This is a genomic window from Xanthomonas melonis (genome assembly GCF_020783655.1).
Taxonomy (GTDB): Bacteria; Pseudomonadota; Gammaproteobacteria; order Xanthomonadales; family Xanthomonadaceae; genus Xanthomonas; species Xanthomonas melonis.
Map to the genome: position 1 here is coordinate 54,652 of NZ_JAJGQH010000022.1, position 13,954 is coordinate 68,605.

At 67.3% G+C, this 13,954-nt stretch carries 14 protein-coding genes; 9 read left to right on the forward strand and 5 right to left on the reverse strand.

The window, feature by feature from the left end; all coding sequences use genetic code 11:
- Window positions 1–153: 153 nt before the first annotated feature.
- Window positions 154–810, reverse strand: a complete 657-nt coding sequence (locus LL964_RS19085) for a DUF4097 family beta strand repeat-containing protein (RefSeq protein WP_104588184.1) — start codon at window positions 808–810, stop codon at window positions 154–156.
- 97 nt (window positions 811–907) lie between these two features.
- Here LL964_RS19085 and LL964_RS19090 point away from each other — a divergent pair, with 97 nt between their 5' ends.
- Both LL964_RS19090 and LL964_RS19095 read left to right on the forward strand, forming a co-directional pair.
- Window positions 908–2,206 carry a murein hydrolase activator EnvC family protein gene (locus LL964_RS19090; protein ID WP_208621471.1) on the forward strand — a complete coding sequence of 433 codons (1,299 nt, stop codon included), beginning with the start codon at window positions 908–910 and terminating at the stop codon, window positions 2,204–2,206.
- A gap of 280 nt (window positions 2,207–2,486) precedes the next feature.
- On the forward strand, window positions 2,487–4,001 hold the full coding sequence (locus LL964_RS19095) for a S41 family peptidase (protein ID WP_104588185.1): 1,515 nt from the start codon (window positions 2,487–2,489) through the stop codon (window positions 3,999–4,001).
- A gap of 343 nt (window positions 4,002–4,344) precedes the next feature.
- On the opposite strand, the gene LL964_RS19100 is transcribed toward LL964_RS19095, so the two are convergent.
- Both LL964_RS19100 and LL964_RS19105 read right to left on the reverse strand, forming a co-directional pair.
- Complete coding sequence (locus tag LL964_RS19100) at window positions 4,345–4,665, reverse strand: DUF1820 family protein (RefSeq protein ID WP_104588186.1); 321 nt, start codon at window positions 4,663–4,665, stop codon at window positions 4,345–4,347.
- A 67-nt stretch (window positions 4,666–4,732) separates the two neighbouring features.
- The gene (locus LL964_RS19105) at window positions 4,733–5,425 is read right to left on the reverse strand and encodes a rhomboid family intramembrane serine protease (RefSeq protein WP_104588187.1); all 693 of its coding nucleotides are present in this window, start codon (window positions 5,423–5,425) and stop codon (window positions 4,733–4,735) included.
- Window positions 5,426–5,642: 217 nt separating this feature from the next.
- Here LL964_RS19105 and LL964_RS19110 point away from each other — a divergent pair, with 217 nt between their 5' ends.
- The 6 genes from LL964_RS19110 (at window position 5,643) to LL964_RS19135 (ending at window position 12,382) form a co-directional block, all read left to right on the forward strand.
- Window positions 5,643–6,983 (forward strand): outer membrane protein transport protein, encoded by a 1,341-nt coding sequence (locus LL964_RS19110; RefSeq protein WP_104588188.1) that lies wholly within the window; start codon window positions 5,643–5,645, stop codon window positions 6,981–6,983.
- A gap of 303 nt (window positions 6,984–7,286) precedes the next feature.
- A complete protein-coding gene (locus LL964_RS19115; protein WP_104588246.1) occupies window positions 7,287–7,991 on the forward strand; it encodes a 2OG-Fe(II) oxygenase in 705 nt (234 codons plus the stop codon).
- A 267-nt stretch (window positions 7,992–8,258) separates the two neighbouring features.
- Window positions 8,259–9,389 (forward strand): PA0069 family radical SAM protein, encoded by a 1,131-nt coding sequence (locus LL964_RS19120; RefSeq protein WP_104588189.1) that lies wholly within the window; start codon window positions 8,259–8,261, stop codon window positions 9,387–9,389.
- A gap of 307 nt (window positions 9,390–9,696) precedes the next feature.
- Window positions 9,697–11,157: a cardiolipin synthase gene (gene cls, locus LL964_RS19125; RefSeq protein ID WP_104588190.1), complete on the forward strand. Its 1,461-nt coding sequence runs from the start codon at window positions 9,697–9,699 to the stop codon at window positions 11,155–11,157.
- A gap of 179 nt (window positions 11,158–11,336) precedes the next feature.
- Window positions 11,337–11,606 (forward strand): hypothetical protein, encoded by a 270-nt coding sequence (locus LL964_RS19130; RefSeq protein WP_104588191.1) that lies wholly within the window; start codon window positions 11,337–11,339, stop codon window positions 11,604–11,606.
- An 8-nt stretch (window positions 11,607–11,614) separates the two neighbouring features.
- Entirely contained in the window at window positions 11,615–12,382 is a 768-nt protein-coding gene (locus LL964_RS19135) for a pyridoxine 5'-phosphate synthase (RefSeq protein ID WP_104588192.1), read from the forward strand.
- Window positions 12,383–12,775: 393 nt separating this feature from the next.
- On the opposite strand, the gene LL964_RS19140 is transcribed toward LL964_RS19135, so the two are convergent.
- Window positions 12,776–13,183, reverse strand: coding sequence for an ExbD/TolR family protein (locus tag LL964_RS19140; protein WP_104588193.1), 408 nt, complete (start codon window positions 13,181–13,183; stop codon window positions 12,776–12,778).
- Between the two features lie 86 nt (window positions 13,184–13,269).
- Here LL964_RS19140 and LL964_RS19145 point away from each other — a divergent pair, with 86 nt between their 5' ends.
- The gene (locus LL964_RS19145) at window positions 13,270–13,566 is read left to right on the forward strand and encodes a hypothetical protein (protein WP_146092403.1); all 297 of its coding nucleotides are present in this window, start codon (window positions 13,270–13,272) and stop codon (window positions 13,564–13,566) included.
- Window positions 13,567–13,594: 28 nt separating this feature from the next.
- Here the strand turns inward: LL964_RS19145 and LL964_RS19150 are convergent.
- Window positions 13,595–13,954 (reverse strand): ExbD/TolR family protein (locus LL964_RS19150; protein ID WP_228329504.1); only part of this gene is annotated, 360 nt, incomplete at its 5' end.

Sequence of the window (13,954 nt, forward strand, 5' to 3'; positions counted from 1 at the left end):
GCAGGGCAGCCCGGCCATTACGGCGCTGGCCGGCGGCCGGCTGGCGACGCGCACGCAGGGCGGCGCTGGCGCCTGTCTGGGCGCCGCACGCCACGATGGGCCCTGCGTAGCGTGCATGCCGGGCACCGTTGCCCGCATGCGCGGGCGAGGGCTTCAGTCCTGCGGTGCCACGTCGCTGTCGAAGCTGCGCGCGGTGGCGCCGCTGACCGCACCGATCTTGGCGGTGCGGTGCACGTACAGGCTCACCTCGCGTTCGAACTGCAGCGGCCCGTCGACGACGGCATTCGGGCCGATCACCACCCGCGGCTTGCGCGCCGGCTTGAATGCGAAACTGAAGTTCGGTTTTTCGACCTGGATACCACCGTGGACGTGCGAATCGACGCCCACGGTGATGTCGCCGTTGACCGTCTCGATGCCTTTGCCGAGGTCGGTACCCACCAGCCCGATACCACCATTGACCGTTTCCACGCCGCCACTGATTCGGCTGCCGCGCTCCACCAGCACGCTGCCGTTGACCGTTTCCAGCCCGCCGGACACGATCACTTTCTGGCCGACGGAAATCCCGCCGTTGACCGTGGACACGCCACCAGTGCGTGCACCGTTGCCGATCTGGATGCCGCCGTTCACCGTTTCCACATCCTTGGTCTGCGCGCCGGCGGCGACCTCGATGGAGCCGTTGACCGTTTCCAGGTTGCCGTAGACCTTGCCGGCCTCGGCGCCGATGCGGCCGTTGACCTTGCTGATGTCGTCGTCGGCCCAGGCGCTCGTGCAGACCAGGGACAACGCCAGGAGAAGATGCGGGGACTTCATGCTGAACCTCGTGCGGCAGTGGCGTTCGGGGACGTGGCGGCGATCACATCACGCTTGGCTACAATCGCGCATCTGCCTGAAGTCACTGGACCTTTCGTTGCCCCCTTCGCCCGCACCGCTGCCGCACCTGCCGCTCGTCCGTGCCACTGGCCATGGCCGCCGGTGGTTGTCGGCGGCCGTGCTGGCCTGCCTGCTGCTGGGCAGCGCCGCTGTCACGGCGCAAAGCCAGCGCGAGACCGAACGCAAGCTGCAGCAGCTGCGCGATGAGCTGAAGACCATCAGCGCCGATCGACGCGAGCTGGAAGGCAAGCGCGGCACCGCCGCCAAACAACTGCGGCAGGCCGACGAAAAGGTCGCCAGGACCGCGCGCGCGCTCAGCGAGACCGAAGCGGCGATGCGCACGCAGGAACAGCACCTGTCCACGCTGCAGCAGGATCGTGCGCGCCTGCAGCAGGGCCTGCAGCGCCAGCGCGCGCAGCTGGCAGCTCTGCTGCGCGCCGCCGACCAGGTCGGCCGCAACGCGCCGCTGAAGGTCTTGCTGTCGCAGGACACGGTTGGCGATGCCACGCGCATGCTGGCCGATCACCGCTATGTGCAGAACGCCCGTGCACAACAGATCCACGCGCTCACCACCCAGCTGGATGCGTTGGCGAAGGTGGAACAGGACATCGCTAGCCGCCGTCAGGCGCTGGATGCCGCACGCGCGCAGCAGAAGGCGCAGGCGGCAACCCTGCAGAAGGATCGCTCGCAACAGGCCGCCACCGTCGCCCAGCTGGACGACCGCTACAAGCAACGCGCCGAACGCGAGAAAGCCCTGGGCCAGGACGCCAAGGCACTGGAGCAGCTACTGGCCAACTTGCGCGCCGCCGCTGCCAAGGCCGAAGCCGAACGCCGTGCTGCCGCCAGACACGCCGCCGCCGAAGCCGCCGCGCAGGCCAAGCGCGGCAAGTCCGAGCGCCCCGAGCGCGCCGGCAAGACCCCGCCCAAGGTCGTCGCCAGCGCGCCAGCGCCCAAGGTGGGCGGACTCAGCTGGCCGGTGGCCGGCAATCTGCTGGCACGCTTCAACGCCACCTTGCCCGATGGCCACACCAGCAAGGGCGTGCTGATCGGCGCGCCCAAGGGCAGCACGGTCACCGCGGTGGCCGACGGCACCGTGGTGTTCTCCGACTGGATGACCGGCTACGGCATGATCCTGATCGTCGATCACGGCAACGGCTACATGAGCCTGTACGCGCACAACGACACCTTGTTGCGCGATGCCGGCGCGTCGATCAAGCGCGGCGACGCGGTGGCCAAGGTCGGCAGCTCTGGCGGGCAGGGCGTGCCTGCGCTGTATTTCGAACTGCGCCGCAACGGGCAGCCGGTGGATCCATCGAGCTGGTTGCAGCGGCGCTAGTCCACGCATGCCGGGCGCATGGGCGCGCAGCTTCGGCAGCTGCCCGGCGCCACGGCCGCGGATGCGGCGCTGTCTGTCATCGGCGCCGTGGCATGAGCGGCGTCTCCGTGCCCGCAAGCCAGGCCGGCCTGCGGCGGCATGCGCGATCGCCCGACCGCGGATCGACGCTCGATCGTCGCCACGGCGCACGGCGGCGATTCAACGCGGATTTACCGCCGCTTCGCGCATAATCGCTCGGCTCCGCGCTGCGGAGCATCTCGTCTCTTTGTCGGAGTGCTTCATGCGCGTAGCCGTCCTGTCCGTTGCCCTGTCGCTGGCTTTGTTCGCGTCGCCTGGTTGGGCGCAGACCGACCGTCCTGCCGCCGCTGCCACCCAGGCCGCCGCAGACGATCCGCAAGCCAACGAAGCTGCCGTCTCCAAGGTGCCGCTGGACGAGATCCGCCGTTTCGTCGCGGTGTACAACGCGGTCAAGCAGGCCTATGTGGACCCGGTGGAAGACAAGAAGCTGATGCATGCGGCAGTCCGCGGGCTGCTCTCGGATCTGGATCCGCACAGCACATACTTCGACAAGGAAGACGCCGAAGCCTTCGACGAACAGGCCAGTGGCGCATACGACGGCATCGGGGTGGAGCTGCAGCAGCAGCCGGACAACACGCTGAAGGTGATCGCGCCCATCGACGACACCCCGGCCGCGCGCGCCGGCATCCGCGCTGGCGATGTGATCGTGGCCATCGACGGCAAGCCGATCGACGCCAGCAAGGCGATGGAGCCGCTGCGCGGCGAATCCGGCAGCAAGGTCACCTTGACCATCGTGCGCGACAAAGCACCCAAGCCGTTCGATGTCACCCTGCAACGCCAGACCATCCGCGTGGCCAGCGTGCGCAGCAAGGTGCTGGAGCCGGGCTACGGCTATATCCGCATCAGCACCTTCCAGGCCGACACCGGCGCCGATTTCCAGAAGAACCTCAAGCAGCTGCAGGCCGGCGGCAAGCTGCGCGGGCTGGTGCTGGACCTGCGCAGCAACCCGGGCGGCCTGCTGACCTCGGCAGTGCAGGTAGCCGACGATCTGCTGGACAAGGGCAACATCGTCAGCACCCGCGGGCGCATCTCCATCAGCGATGCCAAGTTCGATGCCACCCCGGGCGACCTGCTTGGCGGCGCCCCGGTCGTGGTGCTGGTGGACGCCGGCTCGGCCAGCGCCTCCGAAGTGCTGGCCGGCGCGCTGCGCGACAACCAGCGCGCACGCATCATCGGCAGCCGCACCTTCGGCAAGGGCTCGGTGCAGACCGTGCTGCCGCTGGACAACGGCGATTCGGTCAAGCTCACCACCGCGCGCTATTACACGCCCAGCGGCAAGTCGATCCAGGCCAGCGGCATCGTGCCGGAAGTGCAGCTGATGCCCGAGCCGCAGCCGGGCGATGCGGACGTGCCGGCCAGCCTGAGCGACTACAGCGAAGCGACCCTGCCAGGCCACCTGCGTGGCGACGCCGAGGGCGAGGAGGGCTATGCCGCCGGCGACGTGCTGCCGGGCGATGGCCCGGTCGCCGCGGCGCTGGCCGAACTCAAGCAACCCGGCTCGGCGGCCAAGGCGCAGGCCGCGCTCAAGGCCAAGGCGCGGGCCGCGCAGAAGGCCAAGGCCGCCAAGACCGCCGCCGAGCCCAAGCCGGCCGCCGCGCGCCCAGCAGCGGCCGACAAGCCCAAGCCTGCCGACAAGCCGAGCGAAGCGGCTGAAAAGGCCAAGCCAGTGCCGCCGGTGGAACCGGCCGCGCCGGCGCCGGCCGAACCGGCCAGGTAATCCGGCCAGCGCGTGGCGGGTGAATCACGCGCTGCGCGCCGGGCCGATCGAGACGCGTCGGCACTGCCACGCCGCCTGCACACATCCCGGGATCATCCGGCCATCAAAACGCCGGCTGGGTTGGACCCCGAGGCGTCGGTAGGAGCGGACCTGACCGTGACGAGCGGATCCCAATTGCGCGATCACCCGTACTTCAACGCATCGGCGTCGACCAACCGTTCGGCCCATTCGCAGGGGTCAGGAGCCAACGCACCCCACAGCTGTATCGCGTGGCCGTGCAGGCGCTACGGGCAGGACAGCTGACGCACCGCGCCCTGGTGAGCGTCGGGCAGCACGATGCGCGTCAGCGCGACTTGCCCGGCAGCGGGAACGGCGTGACCACCTTGTCGCCGGTGGTGGCATCGCGGATCACCGACTGGCCCTTCTTTTCCACCTCCTCGATGCGCACGATGCTCTGCATCGGCAGGTGCAGTGTCTTGGTGTTGCCGAATTCTTCGCGCAGGCGCTCTTCGGTGGGATCGACCACCAGTCCGTCGTGCACGTCGAACACCAGCTCGCCGATCTGGTTGAAGCCCCACAGATGGCTGCCGGTCACTTCGCGCGCATAGAGCTCGTACACCTTGCCGTGGTTGAGAAAGGTGACTTTGTACAGAGGCTTGGACATGCGCCCGATTATAGGCGCGCCGCTGCTGTGCACGTAGCGCGCGGCGCGCAGAGGCGGTCGCTCCGCGCTAGAACCCGTGCCGCTTGCGCAGGCGCCGGGCGATCGCCGCGCGCACGTACAGCCCATAGACGATGCCGAACACGAAGCCGGCGATATGCGCCGACCACGCCACCATGCCGAACGCCGGGCCGATGTAGGCGAACACCACCTGCAGCAACGCCCACGCACCGATCAGCAGCGGCGCCGGCACGCGGATGAATTCCAGGAACAACCCCAGCGGCAACACCACGCCGAGCTTGGCGCCGGGAAACAGCGCCAGATAGGTGCCGATCAACGCCGACACCGCACCGGAGGCGCCGATGATCACCCGGTCCGGCGTGCCGATGGCGAAAATGGCCGCCAGGTTGGAAGCGGCCCCGCCCAGCAGGAACAGCAGCAACAGCCGCCACGGTCCCAGGATGCGTTCGGCCGGCAGGCCGAAGATCAGCAGGAACACCAGATTGCCCAGCAGATGCGACCAGTCGGCATGCAGGAACAGCGCAGTGAACAGGCGCAGCACACTGCCGTCGCGCAGCGTCGCCCACCAGTCGCCAAGATTGGCGACGCCGCTGGACAGGGCGCCCCAATCCAGCCACAGCGTATTGCGCGCCTCGCCCGGCCGGCTGATCGACCACAGGTAGGCCAGCCAGACCGCGGCGAACAGCAACGGCACCGCCCAGCGTGGCGTGGATTTCTTGCGGGAGGGCAGGGAGACGAACATCGGAGCAGCACAATAGCCGGTCCATGGGCCTGAACCCAACCCCAATCCGGCAGCGTTTGGACGGCAATGGCCGTTATTGTTCGGTTAATTGTGGTGGGTATACTGCGTACGGCGTCGTATGTCGGGGGGGGTCTCCGGCGCGCTCCGGGCACTGGATTGGTGCTGGGCGCGGGCGCTGAATCGACCATTGCAGTCCTTATCCGGAGAGCAACAACTCATGTCCACTGCTTCCACTCTCAGCCGCATCACCCTGCTCGCCGTCGGCATCGCCGGCGCCCTGGCCGTCGGCCAGGCGCACGCCGCCGCCTTCCAGCTGAAGGAAAACAGCGCCAAGGGCCTCGGCCGCGCATTCGCGGGTTCGGGCAGCGCCCCGGACGACGCCTCGATCATCGTCAACAACCCGGCCGGCATGCGCCAGCTGGACGGCCGCATGTTCCAGGCCGACGTCAGCGCCATCCACTTCTCGGCCAAGTTCAAGCCCGATACCGCCACCTACGCCAATGGCGCCCCGGTCTCCGGTGGCAATGGCGGCGATGCCGGCATGATCGCGCCGGTCCCGGCGATGTACTTCCATGTGCCGTTCGGCGAGAACGACAACATGCACCTGGGCACTTCGCTCACCGTGCCGTTCGGCTTCAAGACCGAATACGACCGCAACTGGGTGGGCCGCTACCACGGCACCAAGACCGAGCTGCAGGCGATCGACCTCAACGTCGCGTTCTCCTACGACGTGAATCCGTATGTATCCTTCGGTGCCTCGGTGTTCGCCGAGCGTCTGGATATCGACCTGGCCAATGCAGTGGATTTCGGCAGCATCCTGGCTGCCCGCCGCGTGCCGGGCTTCGCGCCGGGCAGCGCCGACGGCTACTCGCGCATCAAGGGCGACAGCACCGAAGTGGGCTTCACCCTGGGTGGCCTGTTCAGCATCGACGAGAACACCCACATCGGCTTCAGCTACCGCTCGGAAGTGGAACACAAGATCACCGACGGCACTGCCGACTTCACCACGCCGAGCAATGCCGCTGCAGTGCTCGCGCTCGCCGCGCCCGGCACCTTCGTCGACACCAAGGGCCGCGCCACCGTCAAGCTGCCGGCCAGCGCCACCGCCAGCTTCACGCATAACGTGAACGAGCAGTGGTCGATCATGGCCGACGTCACCCGCACCGCCTGGAGCAAGTTCGACCAGGTGACGGTGGACTTCGCCTCCAACCAGCCCAACACCTTGCTGGACTTTTCCTACCGCGACACCACCTTCGCCTCGATCGGTGCCGACTACCGCATGAGCGACACGCTGACCCTGCGTGGCGGCCTGGCCTACGACCAGACCCCGACCACCGCCGAACACCGCGATGTGCGCGTGCCGGATGCGAGCCGCAAGTGGGTCTCGCTGGGTCTGAGCTGGCGTCCGTCGCAGCAGGCCGAGTACAACTTCGGCTACACCCACCTGTTCGTCAGCGACCCGACCAGCGACACCCGCAGCGCCACCGGCGATCGTCTGGCGGGCAGCTACGACGTGCAGGGCAACATCCTGGCTGCCTCGATCAACTACAAGTTCTGATCGATACCGCAAGGCGCATGACGAAGAACCCCGCTACGGCGGGGTTTTTCTTTGCGCTGGCATGCGCTGGCGGCACCCACCGTGCGGCTCGGGGCGACGACGAGCGCGGCATCCGCCTGGCCGATGGCGCAGCGGCGCATCGCGCTACCGGGCGAGGCCTGCAGCCACCCTCCGCGTGAAGCGAACGCCACTCGCCACAGCCCACCGCACCACAATGCACCGTCACCAAGGCCGCAGGCGTCGACGCTGCGGCATCGCGAGCGGGCTGTGCAGCCTGCACGGCGGATTGCTATGGTCGTGCGCATGAGCCAGACCGACTTCATCCAGATCACCGACAACGCGCTCTCGGCCGCCGACTGCGCAGCGATCGTGCAGCGCATGCGCGACAGCCAGCAGTTGCACCCGGGCCGCGTGGGCGGCGGCGTGTTTCCCGAACTCAAACACAGCCGCGATCTGCGCATCAGCGGTATCGCCGACTGGGCGGCGGTGGAGGGCCGCATCCAGCAGGCGGTGTTCGAAGGCGTGTTGACCTACCTGCGGCAATACCCACAGGCGCTGATCTCGCCGTTGATGCTGCAGGTCACCACTGCCGACGGGACACCGCACCGGCTGGTGGCCGAGGACATCGCAGGGATGAGCGACCAGGCGCTGGGCGATCTGGCGCGCACCTGTCTGCGCCCGGGCGCGATCAATCTGCAGTGGTACCTCGCCGACCAGGGCGGCTACCCGTACTGGCATTGCGAGCTGTATCCGCGCGATGCCAGTGCCGAGACGCTGCATCGGCATCTGCTGTGGACGCTGTACCTCAACGACGACTTCCAACAGGGCGAAACCGAATTTCTTTTCCAGCAGCGCAAGGCCGTCCCGCGCACCGGCAGCCTGCTGATCGCGCCTACCGCCTTCACCCACACCCACCGCGGCAACCGTCCGGTCGGCGGCGACAAGTTCATCGCGACCAGCTGGATCCTGTTTCAGTCGGCGCAGGCGTTGTATGGGGCGGGGCCGTGATTCGGGGGGCCGTGATTCGGGAGTCGGGAGTCGGGATTGGTAAGAGCGGGTTGATCAGAGTTTTGTAGGTCCGAGCTGGCCGCTGGTCCGGGTAGGCGATGCGCCTGAGCGCAGAGGAACGCTGCGGCTGGCGGTGTTTGCAGGCAAGCCCCCAACCACATCGTCCTGTTCCGCGGGTCGCTACGCCGGGTGAGCGGCATTGCGTCCGCGCTTTGTTGTGAGAGTGCCTCGCTTGCGATGCGGGTCGTTAGCATTAATACTAACGACATGCGTAGCAGGAACTTCCAAACGGGCGCGAGCGATGGGGCCGATCGGGATGTCCGCAGCTCGCGCACGGTCATCAAGGGGCGCGGCACCACCGCCTACGTGCCCGGCCGCTTCGCGGTCACCACCGCCGTCGAGATAGACGATGGCTGGGGCGCGCTCGATGCCGATGGCGAGACCGCCATTGTCCCCAAGACCGTGGTGACAGAGGAGATCGCGCGCAGCATCATCAGCCGCAACTCCTCGCCCGACATCGGGTTCTCGCAGTCGGTCAATCCCTACCGCGGGTGTGAGCACGGCTGCGTGTACTGCTTTGCCCGGCCGTCGCATGCCTATCTGGATCTGTCGCCGGGCCTGGACTTCGAAACGCGGATCTTCGCCAAGCCGAACGCCGCAGCGCTGTTGCGTGCAGAGATCGCGCGCCCGTCCTACCAGTGCTCGCCCATTGCGCTGGGGATCAACACCGACGCCTACCAGCCCACAGAGCGGCGCCACGGCATTTCCCGGCAATGCCTGGAGGTGCTGGCGCAGGCCCGGCATCCTGTCAGCTTCGTCACCAAGGCGGCGTTGATCGAACGCGATATCGACGTGCTGGCCGAGATGGCGCAGCACAACCTGGTGTCGGTGTACTTTTCCGTCACCACGCTCGACAACCGCCTTGCCGCGAAGATGGAGCCGCGCGCCGCGGCGCCGCATGCACGGCTGCGGGCGATGCGCACGTTGCATGCCGCTGGCGTACCGGTGGGCGTGCTGGTCGCTCCGGTGATCCCGATGATCAACGACAGGGAAATCGAACATATCCTGGAAGCAGCCAAAGCCCACGGCGCGCGTTCGGCGGGATACGTGTTGCTACGCCTGCCGCACGAGCTGACGCAACTCTGGCGCGAGTGGCTCGAACTGCATTATCCCGACCGCGCCAAACACGTGATGAGCCTGATCCAGCAGATGCGTGGCGGCAAGGACTACGACAGCAGTTTCGGCAAGCGCATGGTCGGCGAAGGCCCGTTCGCACAGCTGCTTTCGCAGCGATTTTCGGTTGCGTATCGACGCCTCGGGTTCGGGCGAATGCCGCGGCTCGATACCACGCAGTTCCGTCCGCCCAGACCGGACACGCCACAACTGGACCTGTTCTGATCCCGCGGGTTGCGATCTTGCTCACCCGCGCCGTGATGCCAACGCCGGCATCGGCTCCGAAGCGCACGCGCGCCCCGTTCGGCTGTCGGCGCGTGGTGCGCGGTCGCCAACAGGAACAGCGCAGCAACGGCCACGTCGAATGACAGGCTGGTGCGGTTGAACGGTTGCAGCACGCTGTCGGCGATTGCCGCAGGTCCGATCGCGACGGCACGTTGGCCGTCCGCATCGGCGCGCATGTGTTTGAAGGCAGATGCGCTGGTCAAGCCCTGATCATCGCAAGCCGGCGTGCGCCCCGTAGAATCCGTGCATGCTTGCACTTGCTCAGGGCGCGTGGGATTGGCTGGCCAGCCTTCCCCACCTCGAAGCGCTTCTCGTGGCCGCCTATGTGCTGTACCTGCTGTGGATCGCCGCCTGGATCGTGCTGCAGAAGCGCGAGCCGGTGGCCACCCTGAGCTGGGTACTGTCGCTGGCGGCGCTGCCCTATCTCGGCCTGCTGATCTACTACTGGCTGGGGCCGCAGAAGGTCAAACGGCAGCGCTTGCGCCGCGGTCGCTCACGCTCGGGCATGGAGAGCTACAGCAGCGTGTGTCCGCCCGACGCCGATTGCACCGAACTGGCCAAGATCGCCCAGTCCACCACCGGCCTGGCGCCGAGCAGTGCCACCGAGGTGCACTGGCTGGTGGACGGCGCGGCGACGTATGCCGCCATCATCGAAGCGATCCGCGGCGCACGCGACCATATCCATCTGGAGTACTACATCTTCCAGCCGGACCACAGCGGCACCGCGATCTGCGATGCCTTGATGGAACGCGCCCGCGCCGGCGTGAAAGTCCGCCTGCTGATGGATGCGATCGGCTCTTCGGCGATGCCCCGGCGCGCCCTGCGCACGCTGCGCGAAGCGGGCGTGGAAACTGCCTGGTTCCATCCCTCCCAGTTCCTCAAGCCGTTCAAGCGGCCGTGGCTCAATCTGCGCACCCATCGCAAGCTGGTGGTGGTCGATGGGAGAGTCGGCTTCACCGGCGGCATCAATGTCACCGACGAAGAGAACGAACAGGTGCGGCCCGACGCCTATCGCGACCTGCATGTGCGGCTGCAAGGTCATGTGGTGCGCAGCCTGCAGCTGGTATTCCTGGAAGACTGGCTCTACGCCACCGGCCAGGGCCGCGCGGCCTTCCACGGGCAGCAGCTCTGGCCCGGGGACGTGCCGAGCCGTGCGCAGGGCACGGTCGATGCGCAGGTGCTGGTCTCCGGGCCGGATTCTTCGTGGGAGTCCATCCACCGCCTCATGGTGGCCGCGATCCACGAGGCCAGGCACCGGGTCTGGCTGGTCACCCCGTACTTCGTCCCCGGTGAGGCCGCGCGGATGGCGCTGACCTCGGCCGCACTGGGTGGGCTGGACGTGCGCCTGCTGGTGCCGCGCATCAGCGATTCGCGTCTGGTGACGTATGCGGCGCGCTCGTACTTCGACGAACTGCTCGAGGCTGGTGTGCGCATCTACGAATACGGTCCGCGCATGTTGCACACCAAGGCACTGCTGGCCGACGACGATGTCTGCATCGTCGGCAGCGCAAATTTCGATAGCCGCAGCTTCCGTCTGAACTTCGAGCTGTCGATGCTGTTCCGCGATCAGACAGTGGCCGCCGAACTGGCCGGCATGATCGATGTCGACCTGCAGGATGCGCAGGAAGTGCGCTTCATCCGCCAGCGCCCGTTGTGGCGCTCACGCCTGCCCGAAGCCTTCGCAAGATTGCTGTCGCCGCTGCTGTGAGGTGACCGCGGACACCGTCGCGCGGCTGGCAGCCAGGCGTAGCCGGTATCTGCATGCCATCGCTTCCATGTCGCAACGGCCGGCTGGCCCGGCTCGCCGCGCGCGCCCATTCGTCGCCGCCCACGTGGAACCGCATCCGGCGCGGCGCTACACTGCGGCCACTCAACGGGGAGCTCGTCATGCACTGGCTGTTTCTGCTTATGGCACTGGGGGCGCTGGTGCTGGCGTTCAGCACGCCGCATATGTGGCTGTTGATCGCATCGTTGCTGGCGGCGCTGGTGCTGTTGCTGCTGTGGACGCGCGGCTGGTTCGCCTCGCGCATGGGCGAGAGCCAGCGCGATACCAGCAGCATGATCGACCCGGCCGAGCTGCGCCGCCTGCGCGAGCTGGCCGAGGCCCGCAAGGCCGCGGCGCTGGCAGCTGCCCGCGATGGCGAACCGCAGGCCTGAATGCACTCGTGACCACCCAGCTCAGCGTCAACGTCAACAAGATCGCGGTCCTGCGTAACTCGCGCGGCGGGCACGACCCGGACGTCGTGCAGGCCGCGCGCGCCTGCATCGCTGCCGGTGCACATGGCATCACCGTGCATCCGCGTCCGGACCAGCGACATATCCGCGCCGACGATGTGCTGGCGCTGAGCACGCTCACGCGCGAGCACGGTGTCGAGTTCAACATCGAAGGCAATCCGTTCGCGCCGCCACGTCCAGGCTACCCGGGGTTGCTGGAGCTGTGCCGCGCCACCCGTCCGCAGCAGGTCACCCTGGTACCGGACGGCGACGGTCAGCTTACCTCCGACCATGGCTTCGACTTCGCACAGGACACCGCCCGGCTGGGCGAGTTGATCGCCGCGTTCAAGGCGCTGGGCAGCCGCGTCAGCCTGTTCGTCGATGCCGGCAATGCGCAGATCGGCCAGGCGGCCGTCCTGGGAGCCGACCGCATCGAGTTGTACACCGGGCCCTATGCGCAGGCGCACGCAGACGGGCAGCCGGCCGATGCGTTGGCGGAATTCGCGCGTGCCGCCCGCCGCGCGGCGCAGCACGGACTGGGCGTCAACGCCGGGCATGACCTGTCGCAGGCCAACCTCGGCGACTTTCTCGCCCACGTCCCCGGGGTGCTGGAGGTCTCGATCGGCCACGCCTTGATCGGCGAAGCGCTGTATCAGGGGCTGGATGCCACGGTAAGCGCGTATGTGCAGCTCCTGCGCCAGACAGGCACGCCGGCATAGCGCACGCTCCGCAGCCGATCGCGTGCTGGCTCAACGACGCACGGGGTCTGAAGGGACGTGCGCATCGTGAGCGGCATGCGCGCCAGCAGCGTTTCCATCGGCAGCTGCGTCTGCGGACACTGTGCAGCGGCGGACGCCGACCGGATACGCTGCCAGTCTGGTCACGCTGTGCATAGGTGACCAGACCGGCGGTGCGAATGCAGCAACGTTCCCCAGCCTGCGAATGCATCGGCACTGCAACCCAACCGGCCTGCACCGCGCTGGACGAAAAGCCTGCGCTGTGCGGTCAACGCGAGACGATGCCGGTGGATCTGCGCACGCTACCGGGGCGGCGCAAGACAGCTGGTCGACCGATCGGTTGTCGCAGCAGCGGCGCACACCATCGGCACAGGTTCACTGCACGACGGCGATGCGTTGAACCTGCGCATTCTTGGCCGCGGCGAGCACCTTGGCCAGTAGCGCGTATTCGGCATCCTGGCTGGCGGTGATGCGCAGCTCGGGCGGGTTGCCGGCGTTCTGGCGCATCTGTTCGCTCAGCCGCAGCTGCAGTTCCTGCACGGGCATCGGGCTCGCGTTCCAGAACAGCTGGCCATCGGCTTCCAGGCGCAGTGCGATCGGTGCAGGTGGCTCCACCTGCGTGCGTGGTTGAGGGCTGCTCTGCGGCAGATCCAGCGTGAGCGTACGCGTCACCATCGGCGCGGTGACGATGAAGATGATCAACAACACCAACATGACATCCACCAAGGGCGTGACATTGATGTCCGCCAACGGTCCGCGATTACCCGCCGTGCCAAACGCCATGACTGCCTCCGATGCTGTGATGGTGGGTGTTGCATCACCGAGCATACGCCTGCCGCCGGAATAGGGAAGGGCTTCGGAGCGTGGCCATGACCGGCGCCCTGGCGGGCCGACGGCCTCCCTGGCATCGATCAGTGTGCGCCAGGCTGCTGTGGCGGAATGCGGCACGAGATCCATCAGCAGGCATCTACACACGCACCATCACCGTGGACGTCGACACGTGGCTGGCATCTGCGCTGCCTGATGCCAAGGCAGCGCTCGCCGCACGCAAGCGCGTCGTCATGGTCGTCCCCATCGGCGCTGATGTGGCAGCGCCGGTCACCTCAGCTGAAGCGCACGCAAAAAAAAACGCCACCGTTTCCGGTGGCGTTGCAGTCGCGTCATGACTGTGGTGTTGCGGTAACGCAGATACGTTTACTGCATGAAGCCGATTTTCTTCATCTGCGAGTTCTTCGCTGCGGCCAGTACCTTGGCCATCACTTCGTACTCGGCATCTTCGTTGGCATCGATGCGCAGCTCCGGCTGATTGGTCGGATCGGCCTGAACCACTTCCTCCATCTTCTGCTGCAGCTGCGAGACCGGGGTCGGACTGTTGTTCCAGAACACCTGGTTGCTCGCGTCGATGCGCAGTTCGATCGGCGGCGGCGGTTCGGTCGTCTGCGGTGGCGGGTTGAGCACCCGCTGCGGCAGATCCACGGCGATCGGGTAGGTCATGATCGGCGCGGTCACGATGAAGATGATCAGCAGCACCAACATCACGTCCACCAGGGGCGT

What these genes read in the sequence shown, in the direction of transcription:
- LL964_RS19085 (WP_104588184.1), bottom strand. Translation starts at nt 810, where the DNA reads ATGAAGTCCCCGCATCTTCTCCTGGCGTTGTCCCTGGTCTGCACGAGC.
- LL964_RS19095 (WP_104588185.1), top strand. Translation starts at nt 2,487, where the DNA reads ATGCGCGTAGCCGTCCTGTCCGTTGCCCTGTCGCTGGCTTTGTTCGCG.
- LL964_RS19100 (WP_104588186.1), bottom strand. Translation starts at nt 4,665, where the DNA reads ATGTCCAAGCCTCTGTACAAAGTCACCTTTCTCAACCACGGCAAGGTG.
- LL964_RS19105 (WP_104588187.1), bottom strand. Translation starts at nt 5,425, where the DNA reads ATGTTCGTCTCCCTGCCCTCCCGCAAGAAATCCACGCCACGCTGGGCG.
- LL964_RS19110 (WP_104588188.1), top strand. Translation starts at nt 5,643, where the DNA reads ATGTCCACTGCTTCCACTCTCAGCCGCATCACCCTGCTCGCCGTCGGC.
- LL964_RS19115 (WP_104588246.1), top strand. Translation starts at nt 7,287, where the DNA reads ATGAGCCAGACCGACTTCATCCAGATCACCGACAACGCGCTCTCGGCC.
- LL964_RS19120 (WP_104588189.1), top strand. Translation starts at nt 8,259, where the DNA reads ATGCGTAGCAGGAACTTCCAAACGGGCGCGAGCGATGGGGCCGATCGG.
- cls (WP_104588190.1), top strand. Translation starts at nt 9,697, where the DNA reads ATGCTTGCACTTGCTCAGGGCGCGTGGGATTGGCTGGCCAGCCTTCCC.
- LL964_RS19130 (WP_104588191.1), top strand. Translation starts at nt 11,337, where the DNA reads ATGCACTGGCTGTTTCTGCTTATGGCACTGGGGGCGCTGGTGCTGGCG.
- LL964_RS19140 (WP_104588193.1), bottom strand. Translation starts at nt 13,183, where the DNA reads ATGGCGTTTGGCACGGCGGGTAATCGCGGACCGTTGGCGGACATCAAT.
- LL964_RS19145 (WP_146092403.1), top strand. Translation starts at nt 13,270, where the DNA reads ATGACCGGCGCCCTGGCGGGCCGACGGCCTCCCTGGCATCGATCAGTG.